This window comes from Nodosilinea sp. LEGE 06152, from assembly GCF_015207525.1.
Taxonomy (GTDB): domain Bacteria; phylum Cyanobacteriota; class Cyanobacteriia; order Phormidesmidales; family Phormidesmidaceae; genus Nodosilinea.
On sequence record NZ_JADEWR010000033.1, the window covers coordinates 36,682 to 60,580 of the forward strand.

A 23,899-nucleotide genomic window follows, 5' to 3' on the forward strand; every position below is an offset into this window, starting at 1 on the left:
GTGAGGGAGCAGAGCCCCCTGCATGAGCCTCTGGACGAGGCGGCCTAGACCACAACAATGTCGGCGTTGCTAATCGTCGGCGCACCGCCCAGCGTGGCCAGCAGCACCTGGGCATGGCTGCCGGTGCCGTCGCGGTCAAAGAACAGTTCGCCGGAGGTGTTGTTGTAGATGAACCGATCGCTGCCATCAGCAGCCGCAGCACCCAGCACAAACTGACTGGCTGAAATTGCCGCACCGGCATTTAACCCACCGCCAAAGCCCGCCGCCCGAATTAGGATCTGGTCGTCAGCGGCGACAAAATCAGTGATGATGTCGCCCGCCTGATCTAAGTGGTCAAAGCGGAAGGAGTCGCTGCCCTCGTTCCCCGTTAGGGTGTCTGCACCCTTGCCGCCTAGCAGGGTGTCGTTCCCCAACCCGCCGAGCAGGGTGTCGCTGTTGACGCTGCCGACGATGTTGTCATGGCCTGCGCCCCCCTCGATGGTGAGCTGAATGCGGTTTAGCTCCAGGTGATCGGCTTTGATTTGGTCGTTGCCGTTGCCGCCGGACACCAGCAGGCGATCGCTGGCATCGGCCCGAAAGATCGAAACGTTGGCGGTTAGCCCAGAGACCACTACATCGTGACCTGAGGTAGCGATGCGAATGGCATCGTGACGATCTGAACCGGTGATGTTGATGGTGTCGATTTCACCATCGCCTCCAGCAGTGCCCGAAATTCCTAAATTTAGGTTGATTTGCTTGATGTCGGTGCCGGTCAGATCATTGATATTGACGGTGTCAGCGCCCCCAAAGGCTCGGAAGTCTACCTGCTCCAGGTTGTTGGTATCCATCACCACGGCACCAACGTTGCGCAGGAAGGTGAATCGCTCGCCGTTGGCTAGCATGTCAATGATTTCGCTGGCACCGGAGCCGTTGAAGAGCATCGTGTCATAGCCGGCACCACCGTCGATGCGGTCATTTCCTTCGCCGGGGTTCCAGAGAAACGCGTCTTTGCCCGCCCCTAAGAACGCGATGTCGTTGCCGCGCTTGCCATCGACAAAGTCGTTGCCGTCGCCGCCCAGCAGCGTGTCGTCTGCGGCACCGCCCAGCAGCAGGTCGTCGCCTTTGCCGCCATCCAGCAAAAGCTGCATGGCCCCCGCTGGAGAACTGCTGGGGTCGGCCAGGAGATTGGTGGCGTCAATCGTGTCGTTGCCGCCTAGGCCATTGACCACTAGCAGGTCTTGCCCCAGATCGGCCCCCAAAATCTTGACCTCGGCCCCCAGCCCCGACACCGTGGCGCTATTGCCAATGCCGCTGATATTGAGCACGTCGTTGCGGTGAGAGGCATTGAGGGTGGTGAGGTCGGGTGAGCCATCCCCGGTAGTTGAGCCCGGGGCCACTAGGTTGACTTCGACAGTTTGCAACCCAGCCCCGGTTAGGTCGTCAATGGTAACCTCATCGAAGCCCGCCAATGGGTTGATGACGAGGCGATCGCGATCGCCGTCGCCGCCCACAATGTCAACCTGAGCGGCTAGGCCTTTGACAGTGGTTTTGCCCGCGCCTCCGCTGACCTTGATAGCATCACCATTGCCTGAGCCATTGAGGATAATGGTATCGGTGGCCCCGTCACCAGCCGTCGAGCCAGCGGCGGCCAGATTGAGGTTGATCTGCTTGACGTCGGTGCCCGTCAGGTCGTTGATGGTGATGGTATCGGCTCCGCCCAGAGCGTTAAAGTCGACCTGCTCCAGGTCGTTCGTATCCATCAGCACGTTGGCTATATCGCGGAAAAAGCGCAGCCGCTCGCCCACCGCAGACATATCAACCTGTTCAGCGATATTGGCACCGTTAAAGAGCATGGTGTCGTAGCCGTTGCCGCCTTCAATGGTGTCGTTGTCTTCGCCGGGGTTCCAGCCAAAGAGGTCGTTGCCATCGCCGAGAAAGGCCAGGTCGTCGCCATCGCCGCCGAAGACCGAGTCATTGCCTGCGCCAGCCAGCAGTGTGTCGTTGCCGTCGAGGCTGGCGATCAGGTCATCACCGTCTAAGCCAAAAATTGTGTCGATCTCTTCGGTGCCCAGCAAGTTGCCCAGGCCAGAGGTGCCAAAGTCGCTGTCGTTGCTACCCGTAATAAGCGCCATGATCAAACTTCCTTTTGGTGTAAATAACTTGGGTGTGCAGGGCGTAAGATGTTGCTTTGCGTTGGCGAAGCCTCCCGGAACGGGAATCGCCGTTCCCCGCTCAAAGACAACGGTGAAACCATCCCAAGGGGAAACACATCCCCTCAGGTTTGGCCGTCTTCATATCGGAAGGCACTAAGTGCTAGGTGGGTTACGCAGTCGCCACCTAAGGACAACTTTGCTAAACCCAAAAATTTAGAGGTTAGGGCGATCGAGCTAATTACTCACGCGTTGGCAGCGGCCATAGACATGGCGAAGGCTCTACCTGCTGCCCGATATTTTTCAACATCCTTTGGGGTTGCCGGTTGGCAATCGGTGGTGTCGCCATATAACGTACTAAACTCTCGATGCCATCCGGCAAATTCGAGCACGATACCGTCTGGGTCTTGAAAATAGATCGAACTCACAAAGGTCTGGTCATTGACCTGATCTGAGGCCTGCATCGGCGAGTTATCGTGGTGAATTACCGGACTGACCTGAACACCCTTCTCGATCAGTTTTTGCCGATAGGCCTCAATGTTTTCCGCTGGCACGTTAAAGGCGAAATGATTCATTGATCCATGGGATGAGACTAAGGAAGCTGGATCGTTAAAATCAACTGCCATATCCAAACTTCCGCGAGGATTTGAGAGGCCGGGTTGGCGCTCGGCTGCTTCGGGGAACCAAAAGAAGGCGATGCACTCGCCCTCACCCATGTCGAAGAAGAAGTGCTGCCCAAGACCGGCCGGCAGATCGAAGGCTTTGATAAGCTTCATGCCGAGCACGTTGGTGTAAAACTCAACCGTGCGTTCCATGTCTTTGCAGACTAGGGCGACATGGTTTAGACCCATGATTTTGAATTCAGAATTTGTGTTCTGCATCGAATATTTCTCCTGCATAGTTGGGGGCTTTACTGTGCTGTTCAGAATGTGATTTGATATTGAGTTCTTTGCAATACTTGTTCTGAACCTGGGCGTTTAAGGTTGAGTGGAGCAGTGTCCCCAGAAAAGGCGAGAGACACTGCTTAGGCCATGAGTCATCTACAAAACCACAACTTAGCGAGTTAGGCTGAATCCTAGATGTTCTCGCTGCAGTTCATTAAAATCGACGGCATCTTTGTCGAGGTTTTCTTGACGCAGCCGATCGAAGTCAACCGCGTTAGATTTCTCCAGGTTTTCTTGACGCAGGCGGTCAAAGTTAACAGCACCTTTCTCGAGATTTTCTTGACGCAGCTGATCGAAATCAATCACGTTGGATTTCTCCAGGTTCTCGCGACGGACGCTGTCAAGGTCAACGGCACTTTTCTCAAGGTTTTCTTGACGCAGCCGATCTAATTTAGCGGTGTTAGATTTTTCCAGATTCTCGCGACGGACGCTGTCAAAGTCAACGGCATCTTTGTCGAGGTTTTCCCGGCGCAGCTGGTCAAAGTCAACTGCATAGGCTGCGGGAACAATCGCGATCGCAGCAACAGAAGCAGCCAATATAGACAGTGCAAAACGTTTCATGGGTTTGACTCCTAGGGGGTGAGTAAATCAGTTCAGGTGTAGATGTCGAACCGAGTCATCTATCAGATTGTTTTCACCCTAAAGGTCGAGGCGTTACTAAAGCGTTCCAGGGCGTTCCGGCAGCGTTCTGTTGAGCTGGCTAGGGGTAAATGCAGTGGATAAAAGGGCATTTCGCCGTCACCAGTTCAGTCCAGACAGTTCTGCCGGAATGTTGCAAAATCTAAACGTCCCCACATTGGAACGGTTTGAAAACTTCCCGATGTCCTAATTGACTGAGCGATAGCTATAGCGGTGAAGTTGACCTATTGCAGCAGGGTTTGATAAATCCGCTGAGTGTCAGCGCTGGGGTCGAGGCCCAGCTCATCCTGCAAAATCTGCATGCACTGGTGATAGATCTGAATGGCCGTGGCGCGATCGCCGTTCTGACTGTGGAGCTGCATCAGCGCTTGGTAGGTCGATTCGCGCAGGGGGTCGGTTTGCAGCAGCAGCTGGCCGTAGCGAATGGCCTGGGGATACTGCTGCTGGTGCTGAAGCACGGCAACAAGCCGATCTAGCGCCTCCAGGTAGCGCTGGTGAAGGCGATCGCGGGTCTGCGCCAGCCACTCGTAGTCGAGCTGGGGCAGCAGGGCACCGCTGTAGTAGGCGATCGCCGCTTCCAGGTCGTGCTGCTGACTGGCCCTGTCTTCGGCTGGGGCGGCCTCAGCGCGGCCCAGGGCAACTTCAAAGGCGGCCACATCCAGGCTAAAGCTCGACTCTGGTTTCCACTGCACCAGCTGAGCCTCAATGTGCAAAAACGAGTCTGGCTCAGGCAGCGCCTGCCGCAGGTTGTAGAGATCTTTGCGCAGGGCCGTGCGAGACTGCGCCTCGCCGAGATCTGGGTAGAGACCGTAGGCCATCTGCTGGCGGCGGTGGGGGCTCTGGGGATGGAGCACCAGATAGGCCAGCAGCGCCTGCGATCGCTCACTGGTGACAGCCAGGGTCTCGCCGCCGTAGCGCAGGCTGAAGCCATTAAAGAGCTGTATTTGGAGCCGGGGCACCTCTCCCGAAGCCGGGGCGACCTCCCTCGCCTCGGACGGCCTTGGGGTCAAGGTCGCGCCGACGATTGAGGGCTCAGCGGCAGGCCCCCTCCAGCCCAGGGTGGGGTCGTAGCCAGTGAGGTGGCTGGGAAAGCTAGCCGTTTCCCATAGCGAGTCGGTGGGGGGTGGCCCCGAAGCAGCGGGCGGCGCAGGCGGTAGCCCCACAGGCGAGGCGGGATCGACGGCCCCCAATTCCTTCAGCACCGCTAGCTGACCGGCGGTGAGCCCCTGAACTCCGGTAACCACCATGCCTTCGTAGGGGCGCTCGGGCTGGAGCGATCGCACCTCTTCGCCCGTGGCGCAGCGCCAGAGTTTGATCATGCCGTCGTTGCTGCTGCTGGCCAGGGTTTGCCCATCGGCGCTAAAGGCCACGGCCTGCACCTGGTTGGTGTGGCCACCCAGGGTGCGCAGTAGCGCTCCGGTCTCGAGATCCCAGAGCCGGATGGTGGAGTCGCCGCTGGCGCTGGCCAAAATGGGCTCTACCGGGCTAAAGATCACCGATTGCACCTGGCTGCGGTGGCCCCTAAAAACCTGCAACAGTTCGCCGCTGGCGCTATCCCACAGACGAATGGTCTGGTCGGCACCGCCGCTGGCTACCCACTGGCCGTTGGGGTGCCAGGCGACGGTGAGCAGCCACTTGTCGTGGCCCTGCAACAGCCGGATCTGCTCGCCGGTCTCGGTGTGCCACAGCCGCAGGGTTTCGTCATCGCCGCCGCTGGCCAGCAGGGGCTGCACCGGGTTCCAGGCCACCGATCGCACCTTGTTGGTGTGGCCGCTTAGCACCCGCAGGCACTGGCCAGTGGCCACCTGCCACAGCCGAATGGTGCCGTCGGCACTGCCGCTGGCCAGCCACTGACTGGTAGGGTCCCAGGTCAGAGATCGCACCGAGTCGGTGTGCCCCCGCAGAATTTGGCTGGTTCTTTCGCGCTGGGGCTGAGCGACTGCCTGCCCTTCCCACAGGCGAATGGTTTTGTCGGTACTGCCGCTGGCCAGGGTGCAGCCATCGGGGCTAAACTGAGCGGCGCGCACCCAAAGACTGTGACCCGGCAGCGTGGCCAGAATTGCCCCGGTCTGCCAGTCCCAGAGGCGCACGATACCGTCCAGACTACCGCTCACCAGCCAGGGCTGATGGGGATGAAAGGCAACCGCAAAGATCTGGTTGGTAAATCCCCGCAGGGTTTTCAGGCAGTGGCCGGTCTGCACATCCCAAAATTTCAGGGTTTGGTCATCGCCCCCGCTGGCTAGCTGCGGCTGGTTAAAGGCCAAGGCCCACACCCAGTCGTGGTGATCGCGCAGGGTGCGCAGCGCGTTGCCCGATGGGAGTTCCCACAGTTTGATGGTCTGATCAGCGCTGCTGCTAGCCAACAGCTGGCCGTCAGCACTAAAGGCCACGGCGAGAACGGGGTGACTGTGGCCATACAGGGTCAGATAGCCGGTTTGCGTGGCCACATCCCACAGCCGAATTGTTTTGTCGGAGCTGCCGCTGGCCAGAGTTTTACTATCCCCATGCCAGGCCAGCGTCCAAATGCGATCGCGGTGGCCCTCCAGCGTAGCCACACAACGGCCCGTGGCGGCGTCCCAAAGTTTCACTGTGCAGTCAGAGCTGCCGCTGGCCAAATAGGTACCGTCTGGGCTAAAGGCCACGGCGCGCACCGGGCCATCATGGCCCACAAGGGTTGCCACAGCGCTGCCAGTGTGGGTATCCCACAGTTTGAGGGTGCCGTCGTGGCTGCCGCTGGCCAGCTGCCCCTGGGGATGAAAGGCGATCGCCTGCACGTAATTGGTGTGGCCCGCGAGGGTTTGCAGCGCCTGGCCTGTGGCAATATCCCACAGGTGAATCATGGCGTCGTCGCCGCCGCTGGCCAGGGTGCGGCCATCGGGGCTAAAGGCCACCGCCTTAGCCCAGTCGGTGTGCCCCGGCACGGTCAAGAGCAGCTGATAGTCGGCCAGTCGCCACACCCGCAGGTTGCCATTGCTGTCGCCCGCCGCCAGCAGGGTGCGGTCTGGGCTGTAGGCGATCGATAAAATGCTGCTGAAGGTTTGACTAAAGACCGCGTGAATGAAGTGGGCCTGGGTAAAGTTAACTCGGCGCAGCAGGGCTTTGGGCAGGTAGGCATGGCGCAGGCTGAGGTGAGAAAAATCGTAGCCCGCCAGATCAAGGCCGAGCTGGGCGCAGAGGTTGAGCAAATTGCCGCCGCCGTAGCCCGGCATCTGAGCTTCGCAGCGGCGCACCTCCCCCAGCAGCCGCAGAATTTGCTGCTCTAGGGCCGCTTCAGAGCTAAAGGTGTGGCTAAACTGGCGGGCGATCGGCTGCAAGAGCAGCCGCCGCTGGCTGTCGCGCAGGTAGTCATCGACGGTGGTTTTGATCAGGGCGTGGCGCAGAAATACAACGAGATCGGCGCTAGCCAGCTCGTAGGAAATCCGCTCAATCAGCTGGTCGCTGACGTACTCCATCACCACGGGCTGCTGGCTGTAGCGCCCCGCCTGCGTCTCAATCAGGCTTCTCCAGCGCAGCGACTCCAGAGCTTCTAGCACCTGCGGACGAGTGACCGAGGGCTGAATGTCGGCGACCAGCTCTGCAATTGATGTCCAGTCGCGGTTGATGGCCAGCCAGCACATGACCGTTCGCTCTAGCTCAGACAGCCGCCGAAACTGCTGATCGAGCAGGCGCTGTAGACCGTTAAAGATGACGGTGTCTTCGGCTAAAAACCCGGCCACGTCACCGTCAAACAAGCTTTGAATGGAGGTGGCGACAATTTTTAGGGCTAGGGGGCTGTTGCCGTAGCGGTGGGCCAGCTGCCGCTTCTCGTCGGCCGAGCCGATTAGCCCTTTGGCCTCGCACAGGGCAAGGGCCGCTTCTAGAGATCCTGTTAACAGATGCGATCGCACCGGCAGCCCGTTGCCGGCCAGCATGCCCACCACGGCGGGCTGCTCTCGACTGGTCACCACCACACAGCTCTGGTGGCGCGTTTCTGCCACAATTTGCAGCAGGTCGTCGTAGTCTTCGTACCCATCGCGAAAGTAGCCAGCCCGCTCGCCCTCGTGCAGCAGGGTTTCCATGTTGTCGAGCATCAGCAGACACCGGCTCTGCCGCAGCCAGTAGAGCAGCTGTTTGAGCGTGCCCCCGGTATCCTGCTGGTCAGAGACAAACCCCACCAGGTCTTCGAGCAGTTCATCTAGGGCTGGGGCATGGCGCAGCGATCGCCAAATTATTCTCTCAAAGGGAGGCTGGGGCAGGTCTACCAGGGTCTCGACTAGCTTGGCCGTCAGCGTGGTTTTGCCAATGCCGCCCATGCCCAACACCGCCACCAGGCGACAGCCGTCGTCATCGACCCACTGCGCCAGAGTGGCAATCTCCGCCTCGCGACCGAAGAAAACCGAGACGTCTGGAGCTTCACCCCAGTCGATGGCAGGGCTCGAACCTAGAGGACTTTTCACCACGCGGCCCCAGAATTGGGTAGCGATCGCTGTATCCGTAGCCCAGTTCTGCGATCGCCTGATCAGCACTCATCGAGATCGTCAGACCCAGCGGCTACTGACAATTATATTAAGTGAAGCAGAGACCAGAGGTTCCCCTACTTCAGCACCCCTAGCGCTAGCCAGCTTGCAATGTTTTCTGGCGAACGTGGATGTTCGGTGCCACTGGGCTCGCCCTATCTCCAGCCCGTCAGCACCAGTTTGCCAATTGTCCGCCCCGACTCGATCTGGGCATGGGCCTGGCGCAGGTTGGCGGCGTTGATCGGCGAGAGGGTTTGCCCCAGGGAGGTGCGAACTGTCTTAGCATCGATCAGCACCGCCACCTCGTCGAGCAGGTGGCCCTGGTCGCCCATATCGGCGGTTTGGTACATCGAGCGGGTAAACATAAACTCCCAGGCGAAGGTGGCGCTTTTGCTCTTCAGCAAATTCAGGTCTAGCGGGTCGGTGTTTTCGACAATGCCGACGATTTTGCCCTGGGGACGAATCAGTTCTGACATCAACGACCAGTAGTCGTCGGTGTTGTTGAAGTTGGCGATAAAGTCAACCTCACGGTGACCCAGCTGGGTCATTTCTTCGATCATCGCCTCGCTGTAGTCCACCACGTGGTCGGCCCCTAGTTCTCGTACCCAGGCCTGGGATTGAGGCCGCGACGCGGTGGCAACTACCACCAACCCGGCCAGTTTGGCTAGCTGAATCGCGATCGACCCCACGCCCCCGGCTCCGCCAATGATCAGAATCGACTGGCCCCGGTTTTCCCCGTTGCGGCCAATGCCCAGACGGGTAAACAGGGCTTCCCAGGCGGTGATGGTAGTGAGGGGCAGCGCGGCGGCCTCAGCAAACGAGAGGGTCTGGGGCATGGTCCCGACAATGCGCTCATCCACCAGCTGAAACTCGGCGTTGGAGCCGGGGCGGGTGATGTCTCCGGCGTAGTAGACCGCATCGCCGGGCTTGAAGCGCGTCACCCCATCGCCGACGCTGTCGACCACCCCTGCCGCGTCGTAGCCCAGCACTTTGGGGTCATCTTCGACTTTGTCCTTGGGAGCACGCACCTTAGTGTCAACCGGGTTGACCGACACAGCCTCGACCCGCACCAGCAGATCGCGGCCCGTGGGGCTGGGCTTGGGCAAGCGAGCGTCGAAGAGTGAGTCTGGATCGCTGATGGGCAGGTAGTGGGTGAGGGCGACAGCTTTCATAACCAATGGCAGATCAACACCCCCAGTGTGCCTTGCTAAGGGACGAAGCGGGAGCTACCGGGGCCAAAAATTCTTACCTTTAGGAACAGGGCTAAAACCGCGATCGCCCCCTTATAGCGATGGCCATCGCGCTTGGAATATCGGCCTCTTCCAGTGGCAAAAACTGGGACAGCGCCATGGCGTATAGCCACCGCTTTAAGGGACACAAGTCATGTCCTAACCGTTCTGGCGATGGCTATAAATTCAGTCTTATGAAGGATGGGAACACCAGCACAGGCTGGCAGTCTGTAATTAAAAGAACAAAACAAGTTATCGAGTTTTCGGTGCATTTACTTGTCTGCTCCGTTTAGTCCCTAGCCATCCCCCAGTGGTTAGCTCTTTGTGGTGTCCTTTTCTGCCAATTCTGCTTAAAATTTCGATAATTTTGGCTGTTCTTCGCATAACTGCCTCCACCCTGGCTCTTTGACTTGTTCTAGAGCCACTTTTCTGCGACTGGCGACCTTTTCTGCCTTCGCGCTGAAACTACCTTGTTTAAGGAAACCCCGAATGATGAGCACCGTACTGAACCGATCCGCTAAAACCGCAACCCTGGCGACCCTAGGGGCCGTGGCAGGCGCAGCGCTGGCCCTACCCGCGATCGCGCAAACCGCCGAATTCGAAGATGTTGGCAGCAATTACTGGGCGCGCCCCTTCATCGAGAGCCTGGCCGAAGATGAGATTATTGCCGGATTCCCCGATGGCACCTTTCGCCCCGACCAGCCGGTAACTCGCGCTCAGTTTGCCGCCATTGTGCGCAACGCCTTTCAGCAGCCCCTCGATCGCACAGCTCCCCGCTTTAGCGATGTGCCGAGCAGCTACTGGGCCAGCGCCGCGATCGCCGATGCCTACAGTCAGGGCTTTCTCTCTGGCTACCCCAACGGCGCGTTTCAGCCCGAAACCCAGATTCCTCGGGTGCAGGTGCTGGTTGCCCTGGCCAACGGCCTCGACTACAGCGCCAGCGGCTCAGTGAACGAAGTCCTGGGTACCTACCGCGATGCGGGCCAAATTCCTGAGTATGGCCGTGGCCCTGTGGCCGCCGCCACCCAAAATCGGCTGGTGGTTAACTACCCCAACGTCGATGTGCTAGGCCCCCAGCGCACCGCCACCCGCGCCGATGTGGCCGCCTTTATTTACCAGGCTCTGGTGGCCCAGGGCCGGATGCCTGCCCTGCAGGCTGGATTGAGCGCTAGCAACTACATCGTGGGCTACACCCCCGGCACCAACACCGGCAGCAACACGGGCAACAACACGGGCAACAACAACAGCTCGCCCCGCCTGGTGGCCAACGGCACTCGGCTAGATGTGCGCTATCCCAATGCCAACGTGGATATTGTGGTTGCCCCCGGCCAGTCTGTAGCTACCAACCTGGAGATCGCCCAGCCCATTCGCAATAGCCAAAACCAGGTGCTAATTCCGGCGGGCAGCAGCGTACAGGGGCGGATTGTGCCGGTCGAAATTCGCGGTGCTAATGTGACGGCGGCTAAGTTTGTGGCTGACACCCTCACCGTCAACGGGCGCACCTACAACATCAATGCCGAGTCGAGCGCGATCGCCGCGACCACCAGCGTCAACACCGGCACGCTACAGGGGGCGTTGATTACGGGTGCCGCCGAGTCGATTTTGACCACCATTACCGGCAACCGAAACCTGGGCAGCGTGATTGGCACCGTTATTACCGGCGAAAACCAGCCCACCTCGAACAGTGCGGTCGTGGTCATTCGCCCCAGCGATCTCGACCTGACCGTGCGCTCTGACTTCACGGTTGATGCGATCGCCAATAACTAACACGGCATCCTGGTTGCATACCTCCGATCGTTCAGGGCAAGCGGCGGCTTGCCCCTACAAATTACCTGTTTGGATTCGGGGTTCTCTCAAACGAGAACCCCGTTTTTTTGCCGTATATAGCGATGGCCATCGCGCTTAGGGCATCGGCCTCTTCCAGCGGCAAAAACTGGGACAGCGCCATGGCGTATAGCCACCGCTCTAGGGGATACAAGCCATGTCCTAACCGTTTTGGCAATAGCTATATCTACCACAATTTCTCACCGCTTGGCTTTTTCCAGATAGTCGAGCCGCAGCTGGTGGTCGGGGCTAAGCAGGCGGCGGTAGGCCAGCAGCACGACGCCAAAAATTCCCAGGGCGGCCCCGGCGGCAATCATGAACAAAATCACAATTTGGTAGCGCACGGCATCGATGGGGTTGGCCCCAGCCAAAATTTGCCCGGTCATCATGCCGGGCAGGCTGACTAGCCCCATCACCATCATCGAATTAATCGTCGGAATCATGCCGACCCGAATGGCGTTGCGCACCTGGGCGTGGGCGGCCTCCCACCGGGTTGCCCCCAGAGCCAGCAGGGTTTCGACCTGATCGCGCTGGGCAATCAGCCCTTCCAAAAAGCGGTCTAGCCCTAAAGAAATGCCGTTGAGAGTGTTGCCCAGCACCATGCCCAGCATGGGAATCAGGTACTGCGGGTCGTACCAGGGCTGCACCCGAATAATGCCAACCATAGCAAAGCCCGTCACCAGGGCCGAGGCCGTTAGCACAGACAGCAGGCTGTGCCAGTAGATGCCCGCAAAGCGACGCTGGGTGCGGTTAACCGCAGAAACCCCGGCGATCGCGGTCATCACCAGCGCGATCGCCACCACCACCAGCGCGTTTTCTTGGGTAAACAGCCACTCCAGCACAAAGCCAATCAGCAATAGCTGCACCACCATACGCAGGGCGGCAATCAGCAGCGATTTGCCCAGGCCCAGCTGCAGCGCTGCCGACAGCGCCACGTTCACCAAAATCAGCAGCGCCGCCAGCGCCAGTTGACCATAGCTGATGGCAATGTAGTCGCTCTCCATAGGCCGATGCTCAGAATACAAGGAGTCAAGGTACAGGGGTTCAAGGTATAAGGTTTAGGGCCGCTCCTTGAACCTTACACCTTGAACCCCATACCCGCTTACGCGAAGTCTCTCAGGTCGAGCTGGCGATGGGTGAAGCGGTGAATTTGCTCGGCGTCGTGGCTGGTCATCAGGCAGGCCCGATGGGGGTGCTGGAGCCAGTCGTGCAGCAGGGCTTCGACGCTGGCGGTGGTGGCGGCATCGAGGGAGGCGGTGGGCTCATCGAGCAAGAGCACCTGGGGGTCAAGCTGGAGCGATCGCAGCAGCGCCAAAATTTGGGCCTCGCCGCCCGACAGCCTGGCACCCTGTAAACTCAAAAACTCGGGGCCACGCCCCAGCCGGGCCAGCCAGGTGTGGATGATATCGGGGTCAAACTGGCGCTGGCGATGCACCCCCAGCTCAAACACCTGCTTGAGGTTGTCTTGCACTGTGCCGTCAAACTCACTTCGCGCCGCGTTTGCCACGCGACTTGAGACAAGTATGCCGATGGGCGTCGCCCGCTGGGGCACATACATCACTCGACTGCGGTAGGCAGGCAGCGACCACGCCGACAGAGGTTTGCCCTCCAACCTCACCTCCCCCTGCTGAAGCGGGTCGAGCAGCACCAGGTTGCGCATAAGCAGAGTTTTGCCTGCCCCCGAGGGCGCAACCAGGCCAACGCAGTCTCCCGAAAACAGCTCAAAATTTACCCCTCGCCACAGCCAGCGATCGCCCAGCTGGCGACCCAGGCCCTCGACAGATAGCAGAGCTTGGCTAGATTTCATTCAATCACCAGATCACCAATATCTGCCATACCGGAATGTTTACCGCAGAGACACTTCTACAATACACAGCAGGGCAACACCAGAGGAAATGCGCAGTGGCACCTACCTCAAACCAGCGGCGATCGACCCTAATTGGGTTCTCAGCAGTACTCATGTGGGCCACCCTGGCCCTGCTCACCGACCTCAGCGGCACGGTACCGCCGTTTCAGCTCACCGCCATGGCGTTTACGATCGCATTCGGCATTGGCCTAGCGGCCTGGCGGCAGGCTGGGGGCAACGTGCTTCAACACCTCAGGCTGCCCTGGCGGGTTTGGGTGCTCGGCATTGTTGGCTTGTTCGGCTACCACTTTTTCTACTTCATGGCGCTGCGCCACGCCCCAGCGGTGGAGGCGAGTCTAATTGCCTACCTGTGGCCGCTGCTGATTGTGTTTTTTTCGGCCCTGCTGCCAGGGGAGCGGCTGCGGTGGTTTCACGGGGCGGGGGCGATCGCAGGCTTTCTCGGCGCGGGTCTACTCGTCACCAAGGGCCAGGGCTTCAGCTTTGATCCCCAGTACACCACCGGGTACCTGGCGGCGCTGGTTTGCGCCCTCACCTGGTCGGGCTACTCAATTCTCTCGCGGCGGTTTGGGGCAATTCCGACCAGTGCGGTGGGGGGCTTTTGCGGCGCTACAGCGGTGCTGGCCTGGGTCTGTCACGCCCTGTTTGAGACTACGGTGGTACCTGCGACCTGGGAATGGCTAGCGATTTTGTGCCTGGGGTTGGGGCCGGTCGGCCTCGCCTTTTTCACCTGGGACTACGGCGTTAAGCACGGCAATATTCGCGTACTGGGGGCGCTGTCCTACGCGGCACCGCTGCTCTCAACCCTGCTGCTGATTGTCTCCGGACGGGCAGAGGCCACCTGGTCGGTGGGGCTAGCCTGCGGGTTAATTGTTGGCGGAGCGTTGCTGGCTACGCTCGATTTTCTGCGGCCTGGAATAGAGAACAAACCCAGCTAAAGGAGTTGAGTACTGCCCAGCAGTAACCATCTATTTGCCAGCCCCAGCCTTTACCCCCAGAAAAAAGAGGTTGGGGATGCGGGCGTGACCAAACACCCTATGGGCTGAATGAACCTAACGGCTGACGCCCCACCAGCCCCAAGCCACCGTTAGTCCCAGCAGCAAGGGCGTCAGCCAGTCGCCCCAGCGCACATAGGGGGTGAGGGTTTGACGGCGCTCCAGCTCGGCCCGGTGAACGAGATACGTCTGCGGCTCCCCCAGCCAGAGGGTGCGACCGTGGTTATCGACCAGGCCCGAGAGGCCTGTATTGGTAACCCGCAGCGCCCAGCGATCGCTCTCCACCGCCCGCAGCACGTCAAACCCGTGGTGCTGCTGCATCATCCACACCGGGTAGGGGTCGTTGTTAGAGGCAGTGACTACAAATTCACCCCCCGCCCGAGTTTGACGGCGAAACAAGCGGCTGTAGGCCGACTCGTAGCAAATCCCCACCGTGACTTTACCCACCGAGGTCTCAAACTGCTGCATGGGCTGGCCCGGCACCAGGTAGCTATCCAGCGGCGAGAGGCGGCTAATCAGTCGGCCCAACAGCGCCTCAAAGGGAATGTACTCACCCAGGGGCACCAGCTGCACCTTGTTGTAGCGCCCGTGGTACTGGCCGTCGGTTCGCAGTTCCAAAATGCTTTGTGTGTACTGCGTACGGCCCTCCCCCGGCACAGGCGCAAAGGTGCCCAGCCACAGCGGCACCCCCGCCTGACCAACAGTTTGCAGCATAGCCGCCAGCTGGGGCGAATTGGGGTTCCACAGCTGCGGCAGCGCTCCTTCGGGCGTCACCACCGCCGCCACCCCCTGTTCGACCAGCGATCGGTAGCCCTCGGTATAGCCCTCTAGCGCCTGCCGCACACCCTGGGGAGTGAGCTTTTCGCGGGTCGGCACGTTGCCCTGCACCAGCCCCAGGGTTAGGGATTGGCCAGCGGCAGCGGGAGCGGCCTGGGCATAGAGCCGTGCGCCAAGCAGGTGACTCGCAAAAACGAGAGCGCAGGCTGTAAGGGCAAGGGAGCGGCGGCGGGATGCAGGGATGAGGAGATGGGAGGATGGGAAAGATGAGGGGATGAGGGAATGAGGGGTGAGGACAACGGCAAGCAAGCCATTGGTGGCAACGAGAATAGCGGAAATAATCTGTGGCCCCGACAGACGGGTGAGGTGTAGTATCCACAGGTTGTTGGGGCTTTGGCTAAGGCTGAGGGGCGACCAGTCGAGGGGGCTGTAGTTGCGTAGGGTTTCCAGGGTGCACCACAGCGCCGTACCCGCCAGCACAGTCCAAACCCTGCGCCCTGGCCAGCGATGGGTTAGCCACGCGATCGCCCCACCCCAGGCTGCAATACAGACCGAGCCCCAAATCACAATAAATATCCAGGCTGAAAGGGCGATCGCAACGCTGCTAAGCCACGGCACCCCCATCCACATCAGCGGGTGCAAATGCGTAATCCAGGCCAGCGAAATACCGTAGTACACCAACCCCCACAGCAGCCCATAGGCCGCCGCCAGAGCGATCGAGGGCGTCGCCACGACCACCCACCACAGCGGCACCAGCCCCACCCACGCCAGCGGCCACAGGCTGAGGGGCGGTAGCGCGATCGCCATCAGCACCCCGCTAAGAGCGACCAAACTAGCCTGCCGCCAGTCCCAGGTGTAGATTAGTTTTCGCAACCAGGTCGCCGCTGCTTTCATTTTCAACCTCAGCTATTCCTTCTAGCCTGCCACACAGGCTTTTTGAGAAGGCCTGATCACATGGTGGGCACTGCCCACCCTACAATGCTGCCGGCTCAACGGGGCCTCGTTTCGCCCTACCAGAGCTACCAAGCGGTCAGTTTGCAGAACAAAGGTTTAAACCGATGATCAATCACTCCTTTCCGTTGGGTCCAGGGCGGCGGCACGGCCCTGGTCGACGGGGTCTGGGGGCAATCGAAACGCCCCCAGCGGTAGATTTGGCTTTGAAACCCATTTTCCCCGCTCAAACTAGCGGTGCATTGCTGCGCGAATGCACCCTACGGCCAAAAAAAATCGAGGAAGCGATCGCAGGTCGCTTCCTCAATACCGTAATCGAAAATTTAGAGTCTAGCGCTCCAGCCTCAGCCCAATCTACTCGGCGGTCGCCAGCTCAGTGCTGCCCCGACGCCGACGGCTGGTCAACGTATTAAACAGCATCTGACCGATCGCCTTGATCAGATTCCCCTCCAGCTCCTTGAACATCTCCATGTTCAAACCAAAGGCGTCGTTGGCCTCTTCCACAATGTTGGACACCATAGCCTCATCCACCGGAGCCGCATCCATCGACTCACGGTACTTCGCCTTAAACGCCTTCTCGTCGGAGATTTCAGGGAACTCGTAGAACGCCGTTCCCTCACCCTCGGAGAGGTTCATCGCCCGCTGGGCAATACCCTTGAGAATTTGGCCACCCGACAGGTCACCAATGTAGCGGGTGTAGGAATGGCTGACCAGCAGTTCAGGCTGGGTGCTCGCCACCTCGCGAATGCGATCGACATAGCGCTGACCGCCAGGCGTCATCGAAATTTCATTTGCCCAGTTGGGGCCGTAGTAGTAGGCCAGGTCAGACTCCAACGAGGCCTTGCGGTGCAGCTCAGGGAAGTAAATTTTGGAGACAACGGGGTGATCTTTGTGACGCTCCAGCTCCTCCTCCATCGCCGCATAGGCGTAATAGAAATTGGCCACCAGCTTGCGGTAAGAGTTCTTCTCGACCACGCCCCGCAAAAAGCAGCGCACAAAGCCCATATTTTCGGCCATGGTATGGGCCTTCTTGGTGCCTTCGCGCAGCTCGGTGGATAGGTTACTGCTCATGCTGACTATCTCGCTCTAGGGTGAATTAAAAGGTGTGGTTTAAACGGAGTTTCGGTTAGCCAATACCTGCCCAGACTGGCTCAGCGCCAAAAATGAGAGCGCCTTAACTGGCCATTACAAAGGACACGTTTGTTTAACTTAGACCGATTTGATTGCCGTTTCCATTACGAATTTTTACAGGCTATTACTGAAAGCCCGTTTTTCTAAGGAAACAATTGAACCACAGTCAGGCTTAGAACTTGTCCGAAAGTCATCTTTCTTAAGTCATAGCCCAAGGGGTAGAGGAGTTTTTCGGCTAGGTGCCTAGCCCGCCATTCGAGTTAGCAGCACCGGGCAGGGGGCGTACACCCGCACAAAGTCGGTCAGCGACTCGCCCAGCACCTTGTCTAAATCGGGCAGTCCCTTGGCGATAGTAGGACGGCGATCGGGTGAACCCAGAATGATCAAATCCATGTTGCGCTCTTCGGCCAGCTGGCAAATGCGGCGACCGGGCTTGCCCTCGGGGGCCGCTAGCTTGTAGTCGATGCCGTACCGCTTCACCTCGGCTAGGGCATTGGTCAAAATGGGGTCTTGGTTGGGGTCGCTGCTCGCCACATCAAAGGGCTTGGTCTTGAGGCTCGACACCGTGTGCACCAGCGTGATCTCGCCGCCCTTAATATCGCGCAGCAGCGAAATGGCAATGTTCAAACCCTCCTTGGCTGAGTCCGACTTATCCATCGCCACCATCACCCGCTTAGTGGGGCGAATGCTGTAAAGATCATCTTTGACCAGCAGCATGGGCCGCGACGACAGCTGAAATACGTACTGGCTGACCGAGTTTTCGAGAATGGCCTTTAGCCCCTGCAAGCCCCGCGACCCCATGATGATTAGGTCGGCATCGACTTCTTCGGCGACCCGAATCACTACATCTTTGGGGTCGCCCTCCCGCAGCACGGCGTTTACCCGGCTGGGGTCGAGGTTGAGGTTGGTAATGGCGGCAGCCAGGGTGCGCCCCCCGGCTTCCCAGCGCTCGGCCATGGTTTCGGCAGACACCTGAGAGGGCACGACGTGCAGCACCGTGATCGAGGCTCGCTGCACCAGGGGAATATTCATTAGCGCCTTCATCATGGCTTCGGTATTGCCAGTGCCAGAATCGGCCAAAAGAATTTTTTCTATCATGATGTCCTCGTAGGGTTGCGCTCGACGGCATAGGGCTGAGCGGACACTGGTAGAACCACAGCAGGTGCCCCGATGGGTGACCGCAAGGATCCTAGGCTATGCCTCATCTCACTCCGCTAAAACAGCGGATCAACGGGATGTAAAAGTGAGTTAATGTGTTCTCAATCATCATAGGCACTGGTTTTGAGCCTATTTTGGCGCGATTCATAATTTGTAGTAGAGTCTGCCCAACCGGCAGATCGATGCGTGAAACAACCTTGATCAACCCTTACCACTGGTATGAGCACCGGGTCGTAGTGCAGCCCCACCACACCGATTACGCAGGTATTGTCTGGCACGGCACCTACATCGCCTGGATGGAGGAAGCGCGGGTGAACTACCTCAGCGACTGTGGGCTGAGCTTTGCCGACTGGGTCAAGGCTGGCGTTGACCTGCCGGTGGTAGATTTGGGGTTGAAATATCGGCGATCGCTCACCATGGGCGACACGGCCCTAGTCAAAGCCCGCCTGGGGCCAGCTAAAGGAGTACGCTTCGTGTGGCACTACGACATTCAAAATGCCGCTACCCAGGAAACCTGTATTGAGGGCAGCGTGACGCTGGTTCCGGTCGATGTCAAAACTCGGCGGGTGCTGCGCCGCCTGCCCGACCCCCTGCAAACGGCCCTAGCGACTATGCTTTGATGCAGGCATTGGTCTGCGCTACCCCAAAACCCCGGCCTCAAAACTTAGCCCAAAACTTTGTAGGATGAGCAAAGTGTGCCCAATGCGCTCTAGCGCTAAGTTTGGCTGGGCACGGCCTGGCCCCCTTGCCCATTCTACGGTTGCCCCAACTATGTTCTTCACCCTCACCCAAGCCCTCGCTGTAGTCTGCACTCTGGTCGTTGCGATCGCTGGCTGGTGCGGCATTACCCCCGCCGCCTACGCCCAGGACAACACTGTTGACTACACCCTCACCGACCTCAGCTTCCGCGACTTTTCGGGCAAGCAGCTCTCGGGCACCTCCTTTGCGGCGGCAGAAATGCGGGAGGCCAATTTTAGAAAGGCCAACCTGAGCAAAACTATTCTGACCAAGGCCTCGTTTTTGCGGGCCAACCTCTCGTTTGCCGACCTGTCGGGCACCTTCGCCGATCGCGTCATTTTTGACGGCGCTGACCTGTCCAACGCCATCTTTACCGATGCCCTGCTCACCAGCAGCAGCTTTGGCGAGGCTAACATCACCGGGGCCGATTTCTCAGGAGCGATTATCGATCGCTTTCAGGTCGCCCAAATGTGCAAGTACGCCGACGGCGTGAATGAAATTACTGGAGTGGCGACCAGAGACAGTTTGGGCTGTCGGTAAATGGGTGGATGGTTGGATGAGGTAGGGGCAAACGGTCGTTTGCCCTCGGGGGTCTACCTCACACAGCGTCCTCACACCGCCACTACTTCCACCCCTGCCGAGTCAAAGTGCTTTTGCAGGGTGGCCTTGGGCAGCGGCCCCAGCAGGTGATCCCAAGGCAGCGGCTGATGCAAATCCCAGTCTTCGTGGACGTAGTATTCCAGCGGTGGAATTTGGCCCTGAAAGTCATTGAAGGCGCGGCGGTAGCTGCCTAAGCTATCGCCGTAGTGGCGCACCCGTTCGAGCACGGGGGCAAGGCGGCGATCGCCCCGCGAGATCAGCGCTTGAATCACCGACCAGTTATAGCTTTCGGGCCGAAAGTCAATGCCCTTAGAGCGCAGGTGCTTTTGCAGGTATTTGAGCCGCTTTTCGGCCTCCTTGTTCACGCCATACCATTGAAAGGGGGTGTGGGCCTTGGGCACAAAGGTGCTGCACCCAAAGGTGAGGCGCAGGCCGGGGGCCGCTTTTTTGAGCCGCAGCATCAGGGCAACGGTTTGCTCCAGGTCGGCCATGGTTTCGCCCGGCACTCCCGCCATGCCGTAGAGCTTCATAGCGCTGAGGCCACCAGCTTTGGCGTTGACAGCGGCGCGCTCAATGTCGTCGGTCTCAAGCTTTTTGTTGACAATCTGGCGCACCCGCTCCGAGCCGCTCTCGATCGCAATGGTGATCGAGCGGGTGTCGTGGCGGGTGAGGGTTTCGGCCAGCTTCGGGGTGACGGTGTTGGTGCGCACCGAGGCAATGCTGAGTCGCACATCGTCGAACTGGGGCTGATTTAAATAATCCAGCAGGGTCTCAAATTCGGGGTGCTGGGTCACCGACGCCCCCAGCAACCCCAGCCGATTGGTCACCGCCAGCCCCTGCTCAATGGCGGGCAGCAGCGAGTCTTCCAGGCTGGCGGTGCGGAACGGCAGCGTCAGATAGCTGGCCAGGCAAAAGCGGCACATCTCGGGGCAGCTGCGCACTACCTCCACCATAAAGATGTTTTCCCAGGCGGCGTGGGGGGTAACCACGGTCGAGGCCGAAAGCACATTGCCCCGGTAGGTCTGCTTTTGTACGGTAGCAGGGATTTCGCTGGTCACAGGGGCGATCGCCCGCACCCCGCCAGTCGGCCCCTCGTAGGTGACGCTGTACAACGACGGCACATACACCCCAGGCACCGCCGCTAGCCGGCGCAGGGTTTGTGTACGGCTAGCGGATTTTAGCTCAACCAGCGCGTCAAAAAAATCGTCCAGCAGCGTCTCGCCATCCCCTAGCAAGATCACATCAAAAAAGTCGGCAAAGGGCTCAGGGTTGGCGGTCAGCACCGGGCCGCCGCCGAAGAGCAGGGGGTGAGCTTCGGTGCGATCGCTGGCAAAGATGGGAATATCAAGGGTTTCGAGCTGGGTGAGCAGGTTGGCGTAGTCTAGCTCCCAGGAAAGCGAAAAGCCCAGCACGTCTATCGTCGGGGGCAGCGGCTCGGAGCCATCGGTAAACAGGCGGCTAACGCTGATGTCGGCCCGGCGGGCCAAGGTCGCCCACACCACCTGGTAGCCCAGGCTGGTAATGCCCACGGTGTACTGATTGGGGAAGGCAAACACCACCGCCAGCGCATCGTCATTAGCGGCGGCGGGTTCAAACAGCAGAGTTTCGTCGTGAAGGGGGAGGGGGGCCAAGGGTTAGCGCTAAAACGATGCAGCTTCTCCAGTGTAATCAGTGCCAGCCTAATCAGTAGGCCTAAACCTCAAAGCCAGGGCGGAGGCTTTGGTAGCCGCAGCTCCGGCCGGTAAAACTACGGGGCAGACTAGCGAGCTTTACAAAGACAGTGGACTAGGCCACCTCAAACTCACCCAGATTTCTCAACAGCGACATCTTTGCTCACACAAATCGAGAAAATATCAGTTGATTTGCGCAGGAGGTAGGGGTATGCCCAGACAATATGTCGTAAAAGCACGGTGTCAACCTAGGGAGCATAAACCTACGATTAAGACAACGCGATCTACCTAGCTACCTGCCTGTGATGACAACCCTCTAGATGCACCCGCAGTAGTCCTGCGGATTCGGCCTATGACTCCCCCAACTCCTCCCATGCGCCCCACCTATATTCTTGCCGATGAGGCCACCGTACGGATTCCCCGCGATCCGTCCCTACTCGCTCAGGCCGAGCGCATCGCCCAGGGCTACCACCAGTGCCAGGCCGCCGAGGCGTCCCAGTGGCTCAAGCAAGGACTGGCCCACCTGCGGAAGGGGCAGTACACCCCAGCCCTGGCCCTGCTACAGCAGGCGCTTCAGAGCTACCGCAACCTGGGTGACAAAGAGCGTCAGGCCAAAGTATTGCTCACGTTGGCCCACCTCTACTACCGGGTGGCCGACTACCTTTGGGCGGCAGACTACGGTCGGCAGTGCCTGCGCGTGGCCCGTGAGCTAGGTGATGATGATCTGATGCAGCAGATCCTGGGCCACCTGGGCAACAGCTATCGCCACCTGGGCAACCTGCAGCGGGCGCTAGAGTACATGGGCCAAAGCCTGACTATAGCTAAAAAAATTGGCGATCGCCCCGGCGAAATGCGATCGCTCAACAACCTGGCCATGGTCTACCGCGCCAAGGGGTTAACCCGTCAGGCAGCCACCCTCTACGAGGCCAGTCTCATGATGGCCACCACACTGGGCGATTCCGGAACGGATCGCTGCGCGAATCGCACCACCAAGCTGCAAATTCTGCAAAACCTGGGCAATACCTACCTCACCCTGCGCGAGTATGCCCAGGCCGTCAACTGCTACGAACGTCTGCTGAGCGTCAGCGAAAACGGCGAGGGCAAGCTCGACACCCGCACTACCCGCCGCGTACTCACCCAGCTCACCCTGGCGAGCATTGCCATGGGTGACCACAACCGAGCGATCGTGCATCTCCAGCACCACCTGTCGATCGCCTGTGCCCTAGGCGACACCAAAGGCGCTGCCAGCCTGATCGATGACCTCAAGCGCAGCTATGTGGCGCTGAGCGAAGCGCGGGTAGCGGTGCTGCGGCCAGAGCTACCCTCGATGTAGCCAGAAATTTCGTGTGGCTAACACAAAAAGGGGGACGCAGCTGCGTCCCCCTTTCTAATGGATGTCATTTGGGAATATCACCTAACCAGGGCAGCGTTGGTTAATTCCATCGCTGCTCTTGGTATCTACTGCCACTTAGAGGCCACCAGTTCAGCCAGGTCAACTACCCGCTGGCTGTAGCCCCACTCGTTGTCGTACCAGGCCACTACTTTCACCATGTCGCCGCCCATTACCATGGTCAGGCTAGAGTCAACGATCGAAGACTCGTCGGTCTTGCGGTAGTCGATCGACACCAGAGGCAGGTCGCTGTAGGCCAAAATGCCCTTCATCGAGCCTTCGGCGGCAGACTTTAGCACCTGATTGACCTGGTCTGCGATCGCGGGCTTTTCGACCTGAACCACCAGGTCAACCACCGACACGTTGGGGGTGGGTACCCGCAGGGCAATCCCGTTCAGCTTGCCCTCCATTTCAGGAATAACCAGGGCTACAGCCTTGGCGGCCCCGGTGGTGGTGGGCACAATGTTCAGCGCAGCGGCGCGAGCCCGGCGCAGGTCGCGGTGGCTGGCATCGAGCAGGCGCTGGTCACCGGTGTAGCTGTGGGTGGTGGTCATGGTGCCTTTGATGATGCCAAAGTTGTCGTTGAGCACCTTGACGACCGGAGCCAGACAGTTGGTGGTGCAACTGGCGTTGCTCACCACGTTATTTTTGTCGTGACTGTAGTCTTCGTGGTTGACCCCCATCACGTAGGTACCAATGCCGCCGCCCTTACCAGGAGCGGTGATCAGCACCTTTTTGGCCCCGGCTTCGATGTGGCGAGAGGCACCCTCTTCGCTGACAAACACGCCGGTAGACTCAATCACCAGATCGATGTCCCAAGCCGCCCAGGGCAGGTTGTTGGGGTTGCGATCGGAGTAGCACTTAATCGTCTTACCGTTAACAATCAGAGTGTCTTCTCCAGCGCTGATATCAGCGTCGAGGCGACCCAGCATAGAGTCGTATTTCAGCAGGTGGGAGTTAGTCTTGGGGTCAGACGTGTCATTGATAGCCACCACCTCAAGCTGGCTGTTTTCGCGCGTCAACCAGCAGCGCAGAAAATTACGACCAATGCGGCCAAAACCATTAATTGCTACTCTAACCACTGCGTTTAACCCTCTGTTGTAGTCGACTAGGTATCTATTCTTAGACGACACCATAATATCGCAAAGCATGATCCACTTTATAGGGGCTAGCCATTGAACTGAATCTATTCATTATTGAAAATAGACCTCAAAACTCTATGAATAGGTTGCTATGCCCAGCAGCAGCGGCCCTCGGGGATCAAGCCCAGAAAGTAGCATAAGCATTTCTACTCTATTTATTTGAATTTCATAGAAAATTGCTATGCAGTTCTTGCAGTCTCTATATATATCCAGATTCCAAAG

19 protein-coding genes are annotated in these 23,899 nt (G+C 59.1%); 7 read left to right on the plus strand and 12 right to left on the minus strand.

Going from position 1 to position 23,899, the window contains the following annotated elements:
* Positions 1–44: 44 nt before the first annotated feature.
* The 5 genes from IQ265_RS27225 to IQ265_RS27245 form a co-directional block, all read right to left on the minus strand.
* Positions 45–2,111: a calcium-binding protein gene (locus IQ265_RS27225; protein ID WP_194052025.1), complete on the minus strand. Its 2,067-nt coding sequence runs from the start codon at positions 2,109–2,111 to the stop codon at positions 45–47.
* Between the two features lie 263 nt (positions 2,112–2,374).
* On the minus strand, positions 2,375–3,028 hold the full coding sequence (locus tag IQ265_RS27230; protein WP_228037687.1) for a VOC family protein: 654 nt from the start codon (positions 3,026–3,028) through the stop codon (positions 2,375–2,377).
* A 156-nt stretch (positions 3,029–3,184) separates the two neighbouring features.
* Positions 3,185–3,634, minus strand: a complete 450-nt coding sequence (locus IQ265_RS27235) for a hypothetical protein (RefSeq protein ID WP_194052027.1) — start codon at positions 3,632–3,634, stop codon at positions 3,185–3,187.
* Between the two features lie 302 nt (positions 3,635–3,936).
* On the minus strand, positions 3,937–8,148 hold the full coding sequence (locus IQ265_RS27240) for a BTAD domain-containing putative transcriptional regulator (RefSeq protein WP_194052029.1): 4,212 nt from the start codon (positions 8,146–8,148) through the stop codon (positions 3,937–3,939).
* Positions 8,149–8,363: 215 nt separating this feature from the next.
* Positions 8,364–9,380 (minus strand): zinc-binding alcohol dehydrogenase family protein, encoded by a 1,017-nt coding sequence (locus IQ265_RS27245; RefSeq protein ID WP_194052031.1) that lies wholly within the window; start codon positions 9,378–9,380, stop codon positions 8,364–8,366.
* Between the two features lie 119 nt (positions 9,381–9,499).
* Here IQ265_RS27245 and IQ265_RS27250 point away from each other — a divergent pair, with 119 nt between their 5' ends.
* Positions 9,500–9,730, plus strand: coding sequence for a hypothetical protein (locus IQ265_RS27250; protein ID WP_194052033.1), 231 nt, complete (start codon positions 9,500–9,502; stop codon positions 9,728–9,730).
* A 199-nt stretch (positions 9,731–9,929) separates the two neighbouring features.
* On the plus strand, positions 9,930–11,204 hold the full coding sequence (locus IQ265_RS27255) for an S-layer homology domain-containing protein (RefSeq protein WP_194052035.1): 1,275 nt from the start codon (positions 9,930–9,932) through the stop codon (positions 11,202–11,204).
* Positions 11,205–11,461: 257 nt separating this feature from the next.
* On the opposite strand, the gene fetB is transcribed toward IQ265_RS27255, so the two are convergent.
* Together fetB and IQ265_RS27265 are read right to left on the minus strand one after the other, a co-directional pair.
* The gene (gene fetB / locus IQ265_RS27260; protein WP_194052037.1) at positions 11,462–12,265 is read right to left on the minus strand and encodes an iron export ABC transporter permease subunit FetB; all 804 of its coding nucleotides are present in this window, start codon (positions 12,263–12,265) and stop codon (positions 11,462–11,464) included.
* Between the two features lie 98 nt (positions 12,266–12,363).
* Positions 12,364–13,068 (minus strand): ATP-binding cassette domain-containing protein, encoded by a 705-nt coding sequence (locus IQ265_RS27265; protein ID WP_194052039.1) that lies wholly within the window; start codon positions 13,066–13,068, stop codon positions 12,364–12,366.
* Between the two features lie 95 nt (positions 13,069–13,163).
* Between IQ265_RS27265 and IQ265_RS27270 the strand changes: the two genes are divergently transcribed.
* Complete coding sequence (locus IQ265_RS27270) at positions 13,164–14,063, plus strand: EamA family transporter (protein WP_194052041.1); 900 nt, start codon at positions 13,164–13,166, stop codon at positions 14,061–14,063.
* Positions 14,064–14,177: 114 nt separating this feature from the next.
* On the opposite strand, the gene lnt is transcribed toward IQ265_RS27270, so the two are convergent.
* Positions 14,178–15,791 (minus strand): apolipoprotein N-acyltransferase, encoded by a 1,614-nt coding sequence (gene lnt / locus IQ265_RS27275; RefSeq protein WP_194052043.1) that lies wholly within the window; start codon positions 15,789–15,791, stop codon positions 14,178–14,180.
* Between the two features lie 164 nt (positions 15,792–15,955).
* On the opposite strand from lnt, the gene IQ265_RS27280 reads away from it, so the two are divergent.
* Entirely contained in the window at positions 15,956–16,261 is a 306-nt protein-coding gene (locus IQ265_RS27280) for a hypothetical protein (RefSeq protein ID WP_194052045.1), read from the plus strand.
* Here IQ265_RS27280 and IQ265_RS27285 read toward each other — a convergent pair.
* Complete coding sequence (locus IQ265_RS27285; protein ID WP_194052047.1) at positions 16,203–16,919, minus strand: heme oxygenase (biliverdin-producing); 717 nt, start codon at positions 16,917–16,919, stop codon at positions 16,203–16,205. The genes IQ265_RS27280 and IQ265_RS27285 overlap by 59 nt on opposite strands.
* Positions 16,920–17,222: 303 nt before the next feature.
* A complete protein-coding gene (locus tag IQ265_RS27290; protein ID WP_194052049.1) occupies positions 17,223–18,077 on the minus strand; it encodes a universal stress protein in 855 nt (284 codons plus the stop codon).
* A gap of 242 nt (positions 18,078–18,319) precedes the next feature.
* Between IQ265_RS27290 and IQ265_RS27295 the strand changes: the two genes are divergently transcribed.
* Together IQ265_RS27295 and IQ265_RS27300 are read left to right on the plus strand one after the other, a co-directional pair.
* On the plus strand, positions 18,320–18,757 hold the full coding sequence (locus IQ265_RS27295; RefSeq protein ID WP_228037688.1) for a thioesterase family protein: 438 nt from the start codon (positions 18,320–18,322) through the stop codon (positions 18,755–18,757).
* A gap of 151 nt (positions 18,758–18,908) precedes the next feature.
* A complete protein-coding gene (locus IQ265_RS27300) occupies positions 18,909–19,415 on the plus strand; it encodes a pentapeptide repeat-containing protein (protein ID WP_194052051.1) in 507 nt (168 codons plus the stop codon).
* Positions 19,416–19,486: 71 nt separating this feature from the next.
* Here the strand turns inward: IQ265_RS27300 and IQ265_RS27305 are convergent, their stop codons facing one another.
* Positions 19,487–21,106 (minus strand): radical SAM protein, encoded by a 1,620-nt coding sequence (locus tag IQ265_RS27305; protein ID WP_194059533.1) that lies wholly within the window; start codon positions 21,104–21,106, stop codon positions 19,487–19,489.
* A 391-nt stretch (positions 21,107–21,497) separates the two neighbouring features.
* Here IQ265_RS27305 and IQ265_RS27310 point away from each other — a divergent pair, with 391 nt between their 5' ends.
* Positions 21,498–22,478: a tetratricopeptide repeat protein gene (locus tag IQ265_RS27310; RefSeq protein ID WP_194052071.1), complete on the plus strand. Its 981-nt coding sequence runs from the start codon at positions 21,498–21,500 to the stop codon at positions 22,476–22,478.
* Positions 22,479–22,603: 125 nt separating this feature from the next.
* Here IQ265_RS27310 and IQ265_RS27315 read toward each other — a convergent pair whose 3' ends face one another.
* On the minus strand, positions 22,604–23,617 hold the full coding sequence (locus tag IQ265_RS27315; RefSeq protein ID WP_194052072.1) for a type I glyceraldehyde-3-phosphate dehydrogenase: 1,014 nt from the start codon (positions 23,615–23,617) through the stop codon (positions 22,604–22,606).
* Between the last annotated feature and the right edge of the window lie 282 nt (positions 23,618–23,899).